This is a genomic window from Oscillatoria salina IIICB1 (assembly GCF_020144665.1).
Classification (GTDB): domain Bacteria; phylum Cyanobacteriota; class Cyanobacteriia; order Cyanobacteriales; family SIO1D9; genus IIICB1.
The window spans coordinates 38,679-55,399 of sequence record NZ_JAAHBQ010000039.1 but is presented as its reverse complement, the minus strand read 5'-3'; the positions used below and the strand labels follow the sequence as shown (position 1 = coordinate 55,399).

General features: G+C 41.1%; 16 protein-coding genes. 10 read left to right on the top strand and 6 right to left on the bottom strand.

Annotated elements, in window-relative coordinates:
• Positions 1-40: 40 nt before the first annotated feature.
• Together G3T18_RS13250 and G3T18_RS13245 are read right to left on the bottom strand one after the other, a co-directional pair.
• A complete protein-coding gene (locus G3T18_RS13250) occupies positions 41-283 on the bottom strand; it encodes a hypothetical protein (protein ID WP_224411037.1) in 243 nt (80 codons plus the stop codon).
• Between the two features lie 227 nt (positions 284-510).
• Positions 511-1,101: a DUF1802 family protein gene (locus G3T18_RS13245; RefSeq protein ID WP_224411036.1), complete on the bottom strand. Its 591-nt coding sequence runs from the start codon at positions 1,099-1,101 to the stop codon at positions 511-513.
• 359 nt (positions 1,102-1,460) lie between these two features.
• Between G3T18_RS13245 and G3T18_RS13240 the strand changes: the two genes are divergently transcribed.
• On the top strand, positions 1,461-2,420 hold the full coding sequence (locus tag G3T18_RS13240) for an aldo/keto reductase (protein WP_224411035.1): 960 nt from the start codon (positions 1,461-1,463) through the stop codon (positions 2,418-2,420).
• Positions 2,421-2,623: 203 nt separating this feature from the next.
• Here the strand turns inward: G3T18_RS13240 and G3T18_RS13235 are convergent, their stop codons facing one another.
• Positions 2,624-4,030: a sensor histidine kinase gene (locus tag G3T18_RS13235; RefSeq protein ID WP_224411034.1), complete on the bottom strand. Its 1,407-nt coding sequence runs from the start codon at positions 4,028-4,030 to the stop codon at positions 2,624-2,626.
• Positions 4,031-4,148: 118 nt separating this feature from the next.
• Here G3T18_RS13235 and G3T18_RS13230 point away from each other — a divergent pair, with 118 nt between their 5' ends.
• Positions 4,149-4,961 carry an AMIN domain-containing protein gene (locus tag G3T18_RS13230; protein ID WP_224411033.1) on the top strand — a complete coding sequence of 271 codons (813 nt, stop codon included), beginning with the start codon at positions 4,149-4,151 and terminating at the stop codon, positions 4,959-4,961.
• Positions 4,962-5,146: 185 nt separating this feature from the next.
• Positions 5,147-6,769, top strand: a complete 1,623-nt coding sequence (locus tag G3T18_RS13225; protein WP_224411032.1) for an adenylate/guanylate cyclase domain-containing protein — start codon at positions 5,147-5,149, stop codon at positions 6,767-6,769.
• 150 nt (positions 6,770-6,919) lie between these two features.
• Here G3T18_RS13225 and G3T18_RS13220 read toward each other — a convergent pair whose 3' ends face one another.
• Positions 6,920-7,375: a DUF3172 domain-containing protein gene (locus tag G3T18_RS13220; RefSeq protein WP_318013967.1), complete on the bottom strand. Its 456-nt coding sequence runs from the start codon at positions 7,373-7,375 to the stop codon at positions 6,920-6,922.
• Positions 7,376-7,839: 464 nt separating this feature from the next.
• Here G3T18_RS13220 and G3T18_RS13215 point away from each other — a divergent pair, with 464 nt between their 5' ends.
• From G3T18_RS13215 to G3T18_RS13195, 5 genes are all read left to right on the top strand, one after another.
• The gene (locus G3T18_RS13215) at positions 7,840-8,604 is read left to right on the top strand and encodes an ABC transporter permease (protein ID WP_224411030.1); all 765 of its coding nucleotides are present in this window, start codon (positions 7,840-7,842) and stop codon (positions 8,602-8,604) included.
• 24 nt (positions 8,605-8,628) lie between these two features.
• On the top strand, positions 8,629-9,063 hold the full coding sequence (locus tag G3T18_RS13210; protein WP_224411029.1) for an acyl-CoA thioesterase: 435 nt from the start codon (positions 8,629-8,631) through the stop codon (positions 9,061-9,063).
• Positions 9,064-9,312: 249 nt separating this feature from the next.
• Entirely contained in the window at positions 9,313-10,026 is a 714-nt protein-coding gene (locus G3T18_RS13205; protein WP_224411028.1) for a hypothetical protein, read from the top strand.
• 55 nt (positions 10,027-10,081) lie between these two features.
• A complete protein-coding gene (rpmF, locus tag G3T18_RS13200; protein ID WP_224411027.1) occupies positions 10,082-10,258 on the top strand; it encodes a 50S ribosomal protein L32 in 177 nt (58 codons plus the stop codon).
• Positions 10,259-10,371: 113 nt separating this feature from the next.
• Positions 10,372-10,965 carry a sulfite oxidase-like oxidoreductase gene (locus tag G3T18_RS13195; protein ID WP_224411026.1) on the top strand — a complete coding sequence of 198 codons (594 nt, stop codon included), beginning with the start codon at positions 10,372-10,374 and terminating at the stop codon, positions 10,963-10,965.
• 243 nt (positions 10,966-11,208) lie between these two features.
• Here the strand turns inward: G3T18_RS13195 and pirA are convergent, their stop codons facing one another.
• On the bottom strand, positions 11,209-11,370 hold the full coding sequence (pirA, locus tag G3T18_RS13190; protein WP_224411025.1) for an arginine synthesis PII-interacting regulator PirA: 162 nt from the start codon (positions 11,368-11,370) through the stop codon (positions 11,209-11,211).
• Positions 11,371-11,646: 276 nt separating this feature from the next.
• Here pirA and G3T18_RS13185 point away from each other — a divergent pair, with 276 nt between their 5' ends.
• Complete coding sequence (locus G3T18_RS13185; protein ID WP_224411024.1) at positions 11,647-12,435, top strand: SAM hydrolase/SAM-dependent halogenase family protein; 789 nt, start codon at positions 11,647-11,649, stop codon at positions 12,433-12,435.
• 115 nt (positions 12,436-12,550) lie between these two features.
• Complete coding sequence (locus G3T18_RS13180; RefSeq protein ID WP_224411023.1) at positions 12,551-13,429, top strand: lipid kinase; 879 nt, start codon at positions 12,551-12,553, stop codon at positions 13,427-13,429.
• Between the two features lie 185 nt (positions 13,430-13,614).
• On the opposite strand, the gene G3T18_RS13175 is transcribed toward G3T18_RS13180, so the two are convergent.
• The gene (locus G3T18_RS13175; RefSeq protein ID WP_224411022.1) at positions 13,615-16,368 is read right to left on the bottom strand and encodes a TIGR02921 family PEP-CTERM protein; all 2,754 of its coding nucleotides are present in this window, start codon (positions 16,366-16,368) and stop codon (positions 13,615-13,617) included.
• Positions 16,369-16,721 lie beyond the last annotated feature (353 nt).

The window sequence follows — 16,721 nt, the reverse complement described above, 5'->3', positions numbered from 1 at the left end:
ATACAACATCTCTCGATTTATTACCAGTTAACAATAAATGCTAACTAGCTAAAAGAGCAATAATTAAAGAATGTCTTAACTTTGGTTCCAAGTTACTCAGATAATCACTGGCTTTTATTGGTTGATGACTTAATTGTTGTAGTCCTCGCATTCCGAGAGCAATTTCTTGAGGATGCTGCCAAATCCAGTGACGTAAGTTATCTTTTTGAGCAAGGGCTTGTTCAACTACTTCCTGTCCAAACCAGGAACATAACCAATCTGATTCACCCTGAATGTAAATCATGACTATCATTATCTGTTGTTGTAATAATAGAAGTGTAATCGTTAATTTGGGAACGAACTGTATTTTTTTCTACATTTATTTAGATTTAGGTGCGATCGCGTAGAGATTAAGCGCTAAAACCTCCTTGCTGACTGTGTTTTCCACAAGCCTATATTTTTGTATCTTTTGTTACTCAGGTTTACAAAAAGGGCGGCGATCGCTTGAAGATTAAGTTAGATTAAATTTAGTTATGTAGAGACGTTGCTGGTAACATCTCCACAAATTTCGCGAATTTCGCTAACTTGTTGCTTGTAGCTATTTTCATCAATAACTGGGACAAGATTTGCCAGAGAAATAGGTTCAACGAGATCGATCCAAGATTTACAACCACCATATTCTGGACGATAATCGATCGTTACAGATTGAGGTAATTTATAAGTTCGTAAAAGCAAAATGTAAAGCGGTTGACGGGGCTTCCAATTGTAGCGAGATAGCACAAATTCTTCCTTCCAAATGTGATATGCTAATAAGGCTTCAACTGTTACAGCGTCGCTAATTGGCAAAATATCAGTAATTTCCGCCCAACTACCAATTCTAACTTTTTCTGGATGCCAACCAGAAGCAACTGGTGTTACTTCGACTGCGTAATCTGGTTTCAATAAATGGGGTTTTTGATGTTCGTATGTCGGGTAAAGCAAGACTTGCCGATTTTTTACTTCAAAGCGATTTCCTACTTCGCGAATTCCCCCTTTACGCAAGAGCATAATTGTTTTACCTTGTTCTAAGGCGTTAACGGCACTTGCCCATTCTTTGAGAGCATGAGTAGTATGAGATAGCATAGTTTTGCTATTTATTTTAACCACAGATAAATAGGGATAAACACAGATATGTAACTATTGTAAGTCATCAAGATGGAAGATGAATAAATAAATTGTCGAGATTTCGCTATCTGAATTGTGGAGACGTAGCATTGCTAATTGTAGAGTAAAGACGTAGCATTGCTACGTCTCTACAGATTAATCGTAGTTAAGTCAAAATTGAATATTAGATAGACTAGAATACACACCGATTAATAAATCAGCGTTTATCTGTGTTAATCTGTGGTTAAATTAACCAAAAAAAACAACATCCTCATGATAGATTCGTATTAATCCTAAAGATGGCAAAATCAATTAGGAATGTAAGCTAAAGACACGCAATGCAAACAAGACAACTTGGGAATTCTGATGTCCAAATTACACCTATTATCCTCGGTACTTGGCAAGCAGGTAAAGCTTATTGGGTGGGAATCGAAGATGATGAGATAATTAAAGCGATTCGTGCAGCTTGTGATGCAGGAATTACGACGATTGATACTGCGGAAGTCTATGGTGATGGTTATTCTGAGAAAATTGTAGCAAAAGCCATTGAAGATAGACGATCGCGCGTCGTAATTGCGTCGAAGGTATTTGCGAATCATCTTAAGTATGACCAAGTGTTGGCGGCTTGCGAGCGATCGCTAAAAAATCTTCATACTGATTATCTCGATTTATACCAGATTCATTGGCCCTCTGGCTCTTTTAATTCGGAAGTTGTCCCGATTGAGGAAACCATGAGCGCATTGAATAAGTTGCTCGAACAAGGTAAAATTAGAGCGATCGGCGTGTCGAATTTCTCTTGCGAGCAAATTGCAGAAGCAGCGCAATATGGACGCATTGATAGTTTACAACCTCCTTATTCGCTTTTCTGGCGACAAGTAGAAGACGATGCTATGCCTTATTGTATCGAAAATAAGATCTCGATTTTAGCTTATTCTTCTCTGGCTCAAGGACTACTCACAGGTAAATTTACAGCCGAGCAAACTTTCCCTGATGAAGATGTAAGATCGAAAAATAAGCTCTTTCAAGGGGAAAATTATCAAAGAGCATTAGCCGCAGTTGAGAAGTTGCGTGCGATCGCCGAACGTCATAATTGTACTTTAGCGCAATTATCCCTAGCTTGGTTAATCGCTCAACCTCAGAGTAACGCGATCGCGGGTGCAAGAAATGCTAGTCAAGCTACTGATAATGCTCAAGCGGCTCAGGTACAATTATCTGATGAGGAATTACAAGAAATGGATCGGATATCTCGTGATGTTACCCAACATCTTGACAAAAATCCCGTAATGTGGAATTTTTAGGAATTAGGCACTGGGGATTGGGGACTGGTAAGTGGGTAATTAGGGATTGGGAGAATTAGGAAAATTGGGAATGTGAGATTTAACTTAGAGACAAGTAGCGACCAAGATGGTCGCACTACAACAATTTCCCAATTGCTGATATTTTGATTAAAATGCCGAATAGTTTACCCACTCCCCAGTCACCAATCACCAATCACCAATCCCTAAAGAGGAATTTTCATCACAAACTCAGTTTTTTCTCTAGGTAGAGAATGACATTCAAGTTGACCTTGATGTTTTTCTACCACAATTTGATGGCAAATTGAAAGCCCCAAACCAGTACCTTTACCAGTAGGTTTAGTAGTAAAGAAAGGCTGAAATATTTGTTGTTTTATCTCGGCTGGAATTCCCACACCGTTATCAATTATACGGACAACTGCCCACTTATCTGCTTCAATTTCAGTATTAATACAAATTAGTGGTGGATTTGCTGCTGATAAGTAACCTTGAGCAAATGATTCTTCTAACACATCAATTGCATTAGAAAGCAAATTCATGAATACTTGACTAATCAGACCAGGATAACATTCTACCAAAGGTAACTTGCTATATTCTTTAATTACCTTAATACCTGAATTATCTCCTCTAGGTTTAATCCGATGATGGAGAATTAGCAAAGTCGAGTCAATACTTTCATGAAGATCGTAAGCTCTCATTTTATCTTCTTCGCTGCGAGAAAAGTTACGCAAACTACGCACAATCTCGCGAATTCTTTCAGCCCCTACTTTCATAGAGTCGAGAGTTTTCGGAAAATCTTCAATAAGAAAATCGAGTTCAATTGCTTCAGCTTCAGCTTGAATTTCAGCTACTGGTTCGGGATAATATTGGGCATAAAGTTGGAGTAAATTAAGTAAATCTTGAGCGTATTGACGAGCGGGATGAAGATTGCAGCAGACAAAGTTAACTGGGTTATTAATTTCGTGAGCAACACCAGCAAGTAATTGTCCTAAACTTGACAATTTTTCGCTTTGTAAAAGCTGAGATTGACTGCGTTGGAGTTGTTCGAGTGTAGCTTTAAATTCGCGAGCTTGTGCTTTATATTTTGCTTCAGAAATCCGCAAAGCTGACTCAGTTTCTTTACGTTGAGTAATATCGCTAACAAAACCTTCGTAGTAAAGAATATTTCCAGCTTCATCTTTCACCGCCGTCGCATTTTCACTAATCCAAATAATACTACCATCGCGACGATAAATTTGCGACTCAAAATCAGAAACTTTACCTTGAGATTGGAGAATTTCAATAAACTCCTGACGACGTTGGGGGTCTACATATAATTGAGAAGCAATATCAGTGAGATTGTCAAGCAGTTGTTGCGGAGAAGAGTAACCGTAAATTTTTGCTAAAGCACGATTAGCAATCAAATAGCGTCCATTGGGAGTAGTTTGAAAAATTCCCACTACTGCATTGTCAAACAAACTGCAATATTGTTGTTGAACGTCTGGTAATTGTTGTGGTGCGATCGCTTGCTCTGCTTTTGATTTTACTCGTTCGCTAAATTTATTCTCCACAGCTTTTTCCTGTTTCATCCAACTGCTAGGAGCAGCAGGAGGCAAATTTTTTTGAATATACATCTCACATCTGCTCTCTTTAACACTCGTCGGCTACTAACAGTTTTGCTAATTTACAACTAATTTTCCGTGATTCAACTTCTCCTATTGTGGTGATATTTATAACCATATTTCGTGATATATGTCAAGACAGTTAGTGAGAGAAAACCAAAAACTTAGTGATTTAGATCGCAGCAAAAATTGTCATAATATCATCAACAGCAAACACAGTAGTGCAAGCAAATGTCAAAATGGCAATAATTGTGAAATCAATCAGAGCGGAATGTGGCGAACAAAACGAGCGCAGAAGAAAAAAGCAAGACCAAGACTAGGAGTAGGTACCCGACAGTGGGGTATTTCCTGCATAGTAGCGATCGCGATCGGACAAACAATTTACCACCGAGTCGAAGCAGCCACCCTAAAAAAGTGGGAATTCGATCCCCAGACAAGTCAACTAGAAATCATGATTGAAGAAGGGACAACACCCAACTATTTTCTTTTAGCCGATCCCCTACGCTTAGTCATCGATCTCCCCAACACTCAGTTAGGTAGAGTACCAACCACAGCCAATTACCCTGGTTTAGTCTATCGAGTGCGAGTTTCTCAGTTCAGTGAAGATGTCACCCGCATCGTTTTAGATTTCTTTCCAGAAGAAACATTTAAAGTCGAACAAATAGAGTTAAAACAGTCCAGCAGCGAATTAGACAACACCCAGTGGATCTTACGTCCCTTGGTTAGCCAAACCATTGAAAACCCCAGCCCAGTTTTTTCCACAATCTTACCACCAGCGAAATTTCCCCGCACCGGAGAACCAACAGTGGTCGTTCCACCCCTACATAGCAATACTCAGCCATCAACAACACCAACACCACCTCAGAATTCCTCTTCACCCGAACGAGGATTGCCAACCATCGAATTTGGTCAACCACTACCCAAAAAACTGCCCACCAAGTAATCTTAAATTGCGTCAATGAGTAGCGATCGCACCTGACAAGATAGATTATTCAGTCTCAGTTATGCTGGTTAAACAGCCAGATCCTGCTTGCTTCGGAGAAACTAAAAAAGGAGGTATTTTTGCCAGAGGTGAGATTTTTTTAGCTGACCAAGGATTAAGCTGACTCAATTTATGGTTTGAGACTCATGAGCGAACTCAAGCTACGCTTAAACATGGAGGGAAATCCCGAAAGCACAGTCAGGGTAGATCGAGACGAATTTATCGTCGGTCGTTTGCCAGAGTGCGATCTATGTTTGCCATTTTCTGAAATTTCCCGCGCTCATGCTCGTTTTATCAAACGATCTGGCGAGTGGCAACTGGAAGACTTAGGTAGCACCAATGGCACCATGTTGAATAGGTTTCAGATTAACTCTCCCCAAAAACTAAGTCACGGAGACGTGATCCAAATGGGGAATGTATTTTTGTTTGTAGTTTTGCCACCCCATTACGAAAGCCCATCTCCACCAGGGTCAGCAAAAACCGAATTAAAAACTATTCTCCGTTCTGCTGAAGAACTACAACGTCAATGGATTGAAGCCGAAGCATTTGACGACAGACAACAAGTACAACAAAAAGCGATCGCGCGCCTCAAAGATTTGGTCGAAATTGCCAAAAATCTTAATTCTGCTGAATCAATCGAAGCGATTTTTCGCCAAGTCCAGAAAGTTGTTTTTCGCGAACTTAACAGTATCGAGCGATTAGCATTATTAATCGATGTTGACGGCGATGGGAAACTAAAATTACTCAACGCGGCGACGAAAAATTCTACTAGTCGTTCGTCCTCTTCCAACAAAGAAAGTAGTTGGATTAGCCGCACGATCTGTCAAACAGTCTTTACCGAAAAAGTAGCGATCAAAACTGTTGACGCGCAATCTGACGAGCGCTTTACTGGAGAACATAGTATTCTCGCTCAAGGAATTCGGGGTGCTTTAGCAGTTCCCCTCTGGAATGAAAGTCAAGTAGTAGGGGTACTGTACGCCGATGCTCAATTAACTTGGAACGATTCGCAAGTCTTAGAAGACGAGGATCTTAGCTTTTTTTCTGCTCTCGCCAATCTCGTCGCTTCTAGCGTACAGCGTTGGCTGTTAACCCGCAAACTCCAAGGACAAGAAAAAATTCGCCAACAACTAGAACGCTATCACTCACCCGCCGTCGTCCAACAACTCATCGCAGTTGGAGCGCTGGAAAATGGTCGTATTCAACCACAAGAATCAGAAATTACGGTTCTCTTCGCAGATTTAGTCGGGTTTAGCTCGCTTTCCGAACGTTTATCTCCCTCACAAATTGCCGATTTGCTCAATCGTTTCTTTGAAGAAATGCTCAAATTTGTTTTTGACGCAGGCGGTACTCTCGATAAATTTATTGGCGATTGTATCATGGCATTTTTTGGCGCACCCGAACCCCAAGCCGATCACGCCGATCGCGCGATCGCTGCTGCTTTGGGAATGCTCGAACATCTCGATCGTCTTAACGCTGATGGAGTCTGGCCCGAACCTTTGGAATTACATATTGCTATCAACAGTGGTAAAGCTGTCGTCGGAGATGTGGGTAGCTCTCTACGAGTAGATTATACAGTCTTGGGGGGAACAGTTAATTTGGCTTCTCGCATGGAAGCTATCTGTCCTCCTGGTGAATGCGTTATTAGCGAAGCTACTTATCGACGTTTGAAAAACCGAGATCCATTTGTCAAAATGGGCGATTGTCGTTTTAAAGGTATTGACCGACCTATTCGCGTTTATCGGACGATACGTCGAGGGACTAGGGACTAGGAATTGGGGACTGGGGACACCGGAAGACGGGGGAGACAAGGGAAATAAGGAGGAATTAGGGGATAAACTGATAACTGGTAACTAGGAACTGTTCACTGTTCACTGGTAACTGATAACTGTTCGCTGAACCCAATCCCTCTTTCGCCAATTCTAGAAACTATCAGATTCAGGTCTAGCACCGGGCGCTCCGGGAGTATTCAGGAAGAGATTTCCGGCAGCATCATTTTGATAAATACAACTAATTTTGGGATCGCTTTCTAAAGCACCTGTATAACCGAAAGTATTCATGCGGTTTTTACAATCGCGTACTTGTTCAGAAGTTACCAAATTTTGTCGCTCTAAAATTGACCAGTTGTTGCGACGCAGTACGCAACCCGGACGCATCGAAGGTTGACTTATAAAGACGTTAAACGGGTCTAAGGTAACAAAAACCCGCATATTAGTAACGATCGCGCTGGCACCAAAGTCTCGACAAAGCTCTGGATTGGGGGCTTGTTGGTCGATCTCGATGCTGGAGTGAATGCTTTCGGGAGTGAAGTTTGTTGCCGAACTAAAAACAATGCCAATACCAATACCGAGAATAAATATGCCTCCTAAAATCGCCATTGTCAAGTAATTTAAATCAAAGCCAGAGTTATTACTGGCAGAAGATGTTCTGGGAGATTCGGGTCTGGGGGGAGTGTATCTGGGTGGTTTAGTACGTCTCATTTTGCTAGGGTGATACTTCTGTTGTTTGCTCTTTTTTTAGTATGCCTATATATTTTCCTCTTTGACTGGTCGGTTATGCTTACTCATCAAATTTCTATTTGTACGTCTTTGGACAAATGCGATCGCACCTACAAGACAAATTATAATTAAGATTATTGCCCACACTACAAAAACTCCCTTTCTCGAGATTAGCTCTCAGCGAGATCGGTTTCAAACTCCTCTCCACCGATGAAAGTTACGCAATATTCAGTAAAATAGCAAGGTTAGAAAGACCTTCGCCTATTAATTAGTTTAAGTTAGTGAAATCTCAATCATCATTCTTACTGGGTAAAAACTTTAAACCCAGACAATTACAGACTATTGTGGCAGACACCCTGACGGTTTTCTGGGGAGAGTGGTTAGATTTGCGAGTGCGACTGGTACAGATTGCTGCTACTGGCTTGGTTTCTCCGATCGTTTATATTATTGGTTTTGGTTTGGGTTTGGGTAGTGCGCTCGATCGCGCGATCGAGCCTGTAGCGGGAGATACCTATTTAGAGTTTATCTTACCGGGGATGGTCGCGTTATCTTCGATGACGATTAGCTTTGCGGGAACAACTTTTTCTATTTGCGGGGAAAGGTTGTACGCGAAAACGTTTGAAGAGTTATTGTTGTTACCAGTACATCCGTTAGCGCTACACTTAGGTAAAATGTTTGCCGGAATCCTCAGGGGTTTAATGACTGCGGGTTCGGTGATTTTAGTAGCAATTTTATTTACTGGTAAAATTGGCAGTTTTCTCAATCCCTTATTTTTGCTGTTGCTGGTGTTAAATTGTGCAGTTTTCGCTGGTTTGGGGATACTTATCGGCTTGCAAGTAAAGTCTTTGGAAAGTGTAGGCTTGTATAATAATTTCCTAATTGTACCTATGTCTTTTTTAGGGGCAACATTCTTCGATCCAGCAACTCTACCAGTGGTTTTGAAGGTAATTGTTTATTGCTTACCCTTAACTTATACTAGCGTTGGCTTGCGAGCGGCGGCATATTTACCCTTATCAGAATTTCCCTGGTATTCAATCCCGATTTTATTCGCTGCGGCGATCGCTCTTTCCCTTGCTGGTGCTTATCAATTTTCTCACCAACAAGATTAGCTTGTCTTATTTGAAGAAGGTTTCATGACTTTAATTAATCAGAAACAAGAATGGTATGAATATCCGATCAAGGTACAACCTCACCACACTGATTATGCAGGAGTAGTTTGGCATGGTGCTTATCTTACTTGGATGGAAGAAGCGCGAGTAGAATGTTTGCATTCGATCGGTATTGACTTTGCCGATCTTGTCGCTTTGGGTTGCAATTTACCTGTAGTTGAACTTTCCTTGCGCTATCACCTACCTTTACAACTAGGCACGATCGCTCTTGTCAGGACGCGAATGGGAAAAATGGAAGGTGTGAGAATTCACTGGGACTATCAAATTCAATCGCGCGATCGCCAACAATTATATCTTACTGGACGAGTAACTTTAGTCGCGGTTGACCGAGAGAAAGGCAAAATTATGCGACAATTACCTTCAGTAGTAAAAAATGCTTTGGTGAAACTTTCTCTGTAAATAATTGATTTGTCAACTCAGATTGAGAGTAGCACCGAGAGCGAATTAATTTAATCGGGCGCTTTTGCTGTTTTTCCCAAGCCAGCTTTTCCCTAATTATAATCCTCGCCATGAATGCGCGAGGATTATCTTAATTTAAGACGATTATCTGCCCGGATAAAGAGGAAATTTACGATAACGGTAGACTAATCTAGAAGTATATTCCCCCATTGCTGTAGAGATGGGCAAAATAAGTTTGGAGTAGTAACTATGTTTAACTTTAAATTAAGTAATCTTTCTGGCAGTTTTGCTGGGGTAAGTTTAGCTACGGTGCTAGGTTTAACTGGAGTTAGCTGGATCGGGATCGAGGCGATCGCGCCCCAAGTCGCTCAAGCTTATACTGCTCGCTTGGATGTAGAATTAAATCGTCAAGAAGGCGAAACTTATCAAACTATGTTACGTCGAGCCGAGGCGGTGGCTAGAGCGGCAGCACAGCGAGCTTTCGATAGCGATATCTTAGTTAATGATGTAGCGGTAACGATCCTCGGAGAAAACGAAGGCGCGATCGCTCCTATTTTACGTCTCGATGTCTCTCGTCAGTCTTGGCGCAGGCAACCCGATCCTCAAGTTTGGGCGACTTATTTTCCTAATGTTGAGTCTTTACTTGATTTTGAAAGTGTCGCTGTTAATGAAGAAAATGAAGCCGTCGATGGGGATGTTTCAGAAACCGAAGCTACTGACACTGAAAACAATCAGCCGGGTTTACCCAACTCGCCATTACAACCAGAGCTTTTTGACCCACCTAATGCTACCACAGGAGACAATCCCACTTCACCAGAATTACGCGATCGCCCGACAACTACTACAGGTAACAGCGATTCAACTCCAGAGGGCTTTACCAATCAACCAAATACAACCGATTCTGTAAACCCTAATCCACCCACTCTGAGGGATGTACCCACTACTACTACCAACAACCCTTAAGTTAATCAAGTAGATCGCGTAAAATAGAAAGGTTGCCTATTTACAATCATTAATCATGGCTGTTCCGAAGAAGAAAACTTCAAAATCTAAACGCGACAAACGCAAAGCTAATTGGAAGCGCAAAGCCGCTTTGGAAGCCCAAAAAGCTTTATCCCTCGGTAAATCTGTCCTTACAAAACGCTCAAACAGCTTTGTCTATAGGGGTGAAGAGGAAGAAAGCGACGAAGAATAACCTTATTCAGGAGCCAAATGAGGCTCCTTTTGCTTTATCTTTTCACTTTTATGTCGGTAGAAGTCCCAAATTAAACAAGCACTAGACGTCAACCATCAACAAAAGACTAGATCATGCTAGGTAAATTTTTTCAGAAGCCAGACCCAGAATACAGCGATCGCGTTCCTCCCGGTCAATATTTAACTAAAGGTTTTCCTGTGCTTACCTATGGTACAGTTCCCCGAATTAGCACTGATGAATGGAAATTACGAATCTGGGGTTTAGTTCAACCAAAAACTTTCAGTTGGGCAGAAATTATGAATATGCCCCAAAGTGAGTTTACTAAAGATTTTCACTGTGTAACTCGCTGGTCGAAACTTGATGTTAAATGGAGGGGAATTAAAGTAACTGATTTCATGAAAAATGTTGAGCTTGACTCCAAAGCAACTCACGTTTTACAACATTGCTACGGTGGCTATACTACTAATTTAACCCGAGAAGAATTCATTAGAGAAGATAACTTTTTTGCTCATACTTTATTTGACGAACCTTTACCAGCAGAACATGGCGGTCCTATGCGAACAGTAGTCCCTCATTTATATGCTTGGAAAAGTGCTAAATGGATCGAGGGTTTAGAGTTTCTCGACCGCGAGGAGTTAGGTTTTTGGGAACGCAATGGCTATCATCGACGTGGCGAACCTTGGGCTGAAGAACGCTATAGTTTTTAAGTTGATAATCTGAAATACTTGACTATTTACTATTTCTTAGGAAACCTAGTTAGCCAGGCGAGTTAACTTCAAAATATTTAGTGGGTTTCCCTTTGATTGTGCTTATTTCTAGGGTATTTTAATTGGCAAATTGGCATGAAAAAGGATACCGCCACTCAAACGGTATCCTTGATTTTCTCCCTAACATCATGAAACTCAGGACTTACAAACTACATTGCTGAAAATGTACCCGAATTTATTAATTTAATTCAAACCAAGATAGTGAGCTTCGGCTTCTAGTTGATTAACTAATTTGTCGTCACCTTTAGCTCTGGCAACTTCTAAACGATGTTGTAAATTTTTCCGTAAGCTCTCCCGGTGAATGGATGGAGCTTTTTTCAACATTTCCTGACTTAATCTGTTCATAATGATTGTTTTTATGTTCTTACTGAAATAATTCCTATTTTTAGAATAGCATTTATTTGGAAAATAGTAGCAAATGTTACAGAATTTTTATAAATTAGGAGAATCAATTACACGAGAAGATCGCATCTGACGCAAGTAAGCAGCTCAAATAAAATGACCGACAGACTACTAAACTCTTAAACTGAGTCGAGGAAAAAATTTTTTCCTGGCTGGGCTTTCCGTCCAGTTTATGGTATAATGGAAACAACTTCGCCAGCTTTCGCCTTGACAAATCCTATGAGTGAAAACAAAATCATTGCGCTACTGAGTGATTTTGGCTTGCAGGATGTCTATGTTGGGGTAATGAAAGGAGTCATAGCTCGAATTAATCCTCAGTTGCAAGTAGTCGATCTCACGCATCAGTTACCGCCTCAAAATATTGCGGCGGCAAGGTTCTGCTTGCTCGATGCTTATCGTTATTTTCCGGTGGGAACGGTTTATGTGGCAGTTGTCGATCCTGGGGTGGGGAGTCAGCGTCGGGCTGTGGCTGTGGAGTTTGCTGAAGGGTATTTAGTCGCACCCGACAACGGCTTACTCTGTGGTGTTTTAGCCGAGTCGCCAGCTATAACGGCAGTAGAGTTGACAAATTCGCAATATTGGCTTTCATCGCAACCGAGCAGTACATTTCACGGACGAGATATTTTTGCACCAGTGGGGGCGTATTTAGGTAGTGGAGTGAGTATAGCAAAATTGGGAGAAAAAATCAACCCCTCGACGTTGGTGCAGTGGGAAAATCCCCCATATCAGCCCACAGAAGCGGGTTTTGCGGGTTATATTCAATACGTGGATGTTTTTGGTAACTTGATTACGAATATTCCTGGTGAAATGGTAGCAGGAAAAAGTTGGTCTGTGGCGATCGCCGATCTAATTATTTTAGGTAGTCAAACCTACAGCGATACCGAAGTTGGTAGTATTGTGGCGTTAGTTGGTTCTCATGGTTGGGTAGAAATTGCAGTTAATGGTGGTAGTGCGAAGTCTAAGTTACAGCTTGACTGGGGCGGTTTGGTAGAAGTAATTATTAAGTAGGAGTTGTGTGTCCGAAGCAAAAATCCCTCTCCAGATTAATTTTTGCTGGTTGGAAAAGCTTAAAATACTTAGTTAAGGTAAAGTTAAATTGCGATTATGCCTTAAACTATAGCTAATGCCATCAAATCAAACCGCTTTATTAATCGTCAATCTTCATTCTCGCAACGGACAGCAACATCGCAGTGAAATTATCGATCGCTTGAAGAGTCTGGGGTTTAGTTTAGTCGAAGCTTCCACCGAAAACCCTCAAGAATTACCTAATCTGATTCGTAGTTATAGCGATCGCGTAGATTTGGTTATTATTGGTGGTGGTGATGGTACTCTCAACCTAGCTATTGAAGGTTTATTGGACACTAAGTTACCTTTAGGAATTCTACCATTAGGAACTGCCAATGACCTCGGGAGAACTTTAGGCATTCCTCGAAATTTAGCCGCAGCTTGTGACGCGATCGCGCAAGGAAAAAGGAAGCAAATTGACCTCGGTTGGGTTAATGGTCAATATTTTTTTAATGTTGCTAGCTTGGGTTTAAGCGTCAAAATTACTAAACAATTGACGAAAGAAGCCAAGCGTCGTTGGGGAGTATTTGCTTATGCTGCAACCGCGCTAAAAGTTATTTCTAAATCGCGACCTTTTCAGGCAAAAATTACTGTTAATGGCGAAACTGTAGCAGTAAAAACAGTACAAGTTGCAGTAGGAAATGGGCGTTATTATGGTGGTGGAATGCAAATTGTTAGCGATGCTACTATTGACGATCGACGCTTAGATTTATATAGTTTAGAAGTTAAACATTGGTGGCAAATTGTTGCTTTATTTCCCGCTTTGTGGTCGGGTAGACATCCTCGTTGGTTAGGTGTTCGTTTATTAGAAGGTCAAGAAATTACCATTGAGACAAAAAAACCTCGTCAAATTAATACTGATGGAGAAATTACTACTAAAACTCCTGCGAATTTTCGAGTTATTCCTCGTGCTTTATCGGTAATTGTACCACAATAAATTTTGGCTACACATCATCATCTTGTAGAGACTAAAATGCAACGTCTCTACATCACATCTGGAGAGTTTTCTTTAACCTTTCATATACAATAAATTGGCGAAAAATTCAGTTACAGATAAACATTTTCGCGATTTTGTATCGAAGGAAAATTAGAGAGACGTTGTCGAAAACGTCTCTACAATTACTACGCTACAAGTCGCTTGCGAGTCATCAGTAATAAAAGCGCGATCGCCATTAATCCCCAAATTGTCCCTGGTTCCGGTACGCTAGTAACAGCGAGAGGATTATTGGGTTTATTCAAGTCTTCTTTACCATCTTCTACCGCGCGATCGAAACGATCTTCGGATGCTTCTGCTTCTCGTAATGCTTCTCGTTGTTCATCGTTAACTAAGACGATCATTGACGAGTAAGGAGTGACAATTTCGTATCTTTTTGCAAGATCGTGCATTGCATCAAGTTGAGTTAATTCTTCACCTGTAGTCTCTTTACTTAAGGCTAAAATTAACTGTCTTGCGGCTATCGGTTCTAAACCTTTATCTGATGATACCACGGAATCCGACTTTTCTACCGCCCAAGCATAATTATCTACTACACTAACCACATTTTCGCCTCGCGCAGTTTTCGTTGCAATTCGTTGCAAAACGTCAGTTAATTCTGTCGCGACACCCCCACCACTATCTTGAATTTCTTTTAAGATAGCATCTTCATAAGCAGGTGCTAGCGAGTCGAAATGTACCAGCCACAAAGGTGCAGAAATTTTCGGAACATCTGCGCTTTTCTCGGCAAGTTCGTAACTACCTGAGTCGGTTAACAAAATTACGCCATCATAAGCAGTTTCTCCTTGCAACTGCACGAATTGTCCTAGCATTTCTCGCTCCTGAATTGTCCCATAAAAAGTGAGATTGCGCGGATTAAATTTGCGGAGGTCGTCAATTCTTTGTGGTTCTTTTCCGGCTGAGGCAGTAAGATACAAATCGGCATCATTATTGCTAAATTTACTATCGGTATAACCGTGTTTATCTAGCCAGCGCCAAGTTTGTTTTAACTTCTCGCTAGTTGTTCTCATACTCCGAGAAGTATCGAGGATAATAGCAAACCGCTTTCCGGAAGGTAATTCGTAGTCAGAGTCAGTTAAAGGTTCGGCGGTAACTTGATAACTATTGACTAAATTTATGTGATGTGATTGCAATTTTTCTTTCTCAGTTGCCGGGAGAGATGCTTCTAACCAATTATCGGCAAAACCCTTGATTTCTTTAGCATTACGAATACGCTTAGTTCGTTTTGTCCAAAAAATATTGCGTCTTTCTGCTAGCTTCGGTAATTGCCAAGTGTTATCTTGGCGCATAACTTGATAAGTAAGCCAAAGGTGCATTTCTGTAGGTCGATCTCCTGTCTCCCAAGTAGCTAATTTAGGAGGAACCGGAAAAGCGCGCAAACGATATTGTAACGGTCCTACTTGTTCCAATAAAGCAGGATCGACAGGACGCGATCGCCTTACTTGAGAATTATATACTTTTTGGGCAGCGCCGCGTGGAGAAACTTGGAAAGGAAAGCGGAGATCGCGGCTAGGAGTATCGCCCAACCAAACACCAGTAATGACTGCACTTTCGGGTAAAGAAAAGTAATAGAAAATCTCTTCGACATCATCAGTCTTATTTTCGTAGACTTCATGGATTTCTATATTCGCCCAATCTCCATGTTCCTCTAAATTAACTTCTTGTTCGCGCAACCAAACTCTTCTTTCCTCAATATTCAAAACTCCAGCTTTGGCTTCGTCAATAATTGCGGTAGACTGAAGCGCGTGTCTAACTGCATTTCGTTCCCCTTTTTGAATTGAAGTATCAAAAAATTCGGCATAAAGTTTTTCCGCTTTATCGGTATCTTTGTTGTCACCTTGGTATAAAAATGGCGACAGCACGAAATTGTAACTATTTTGCAGTGAATCGGCTAATTCTTCCGGTAAATCAAACACATTTTGATACATAACCTTGATGTGATTATTCTTAGCCACGGGGGAAAGATAGCGATAAGGAGAAAGATAAGCATTAGTCAAACCTTTACGGATAATATCCGACTTCGCCAAAAGTGTCACGCGAGATTTGTCTGTGGCTGCGGGCTTTTCTAATAATTGAAATGCTTCTAGTTGTGGCTGTTGGTTGAAAGCAACTAATAAGACTAATAAACAACTTACTACCGCACCAGAAACTTGTACTGTACGCATTTTGCCATACTGACGAGCAAAAGCGCGCAAAATACGTTGTCCAGAGTGAAAATATAAAGATACCAAAGCCGATGGCATCCCGACAAATAAAGTACAACTAAGTCCGAATAAAATCGTCCCTATTAATGTCCAAAATGCAGTTTCAAAGGGGTAGTTAGTCAAACTCCACCAGAGACTTTCTAACCAATAAAACTTGAAAAATGCTTGAAGCCAAAATCCTGCCGCCGGAACAGCGTAAAATAACAATATCGTTCCTGCATAAATACCCACAAGAATCATTATCGTCTGAGCTGCCGCTTGCAACCAATTAATTAACAGACGACGTTCATCATATCCTTGTAATAATTCAAACAGAAAAGCAGCAATAGACGCGATCGCACAACCTAAAATTAAACTACTTGCCGCAGTCAACTCCCGGAATACAAATAAGCGTAGCAGACAAAGGACAAACAAAGGAGCCTCTACGCCATAAAATAAACGCATCAACTCTGGCGGACGGTTGCGAAAACGAGCTAAACCAAGTATTGTACAAATGGTCGGAATTGCGATTAAGGCGATCGCACTGAAGAAAAATTCTGCTTCTACTTCCCCTGCTAAGGTAGCCTGAAGTAAAGGAACCGCAATCCAAGGTAAAATTCCGATATATACGATTGACAGAAAGGTTAAATTCCAAAGCCAAAAAATGCTCTGGAAGAAGATATTGAGAATTGTTTTCATCGCGGAAACTCTCCCAAAGGTTAATTTTGCGTCTCGGTATCGTCTGTAGCAGACTCTCTATATATCCTTCATGGCAAAATTAGAATATTTGGGAAATTAGGGATTGGGGATTGGTGATTGGGGATTAGGGATTAGGGATTAGATATTAGGGATTAGGGATTAGGGATTGGGGATTAGGGAGACAAGGAGTATAAACTGATAACTGATAACTGATAACTGATAACTGATAACTGATAACTGATAACTGATAACTGATAACTGTTCACTGAACCCAGTCCCTAGTCCCCAGTCCCCAGTTACCCAGTTACCCAGTTACCCAGTTACCCAGTCCCCAGTCCCCAGTCCCCAGTCCC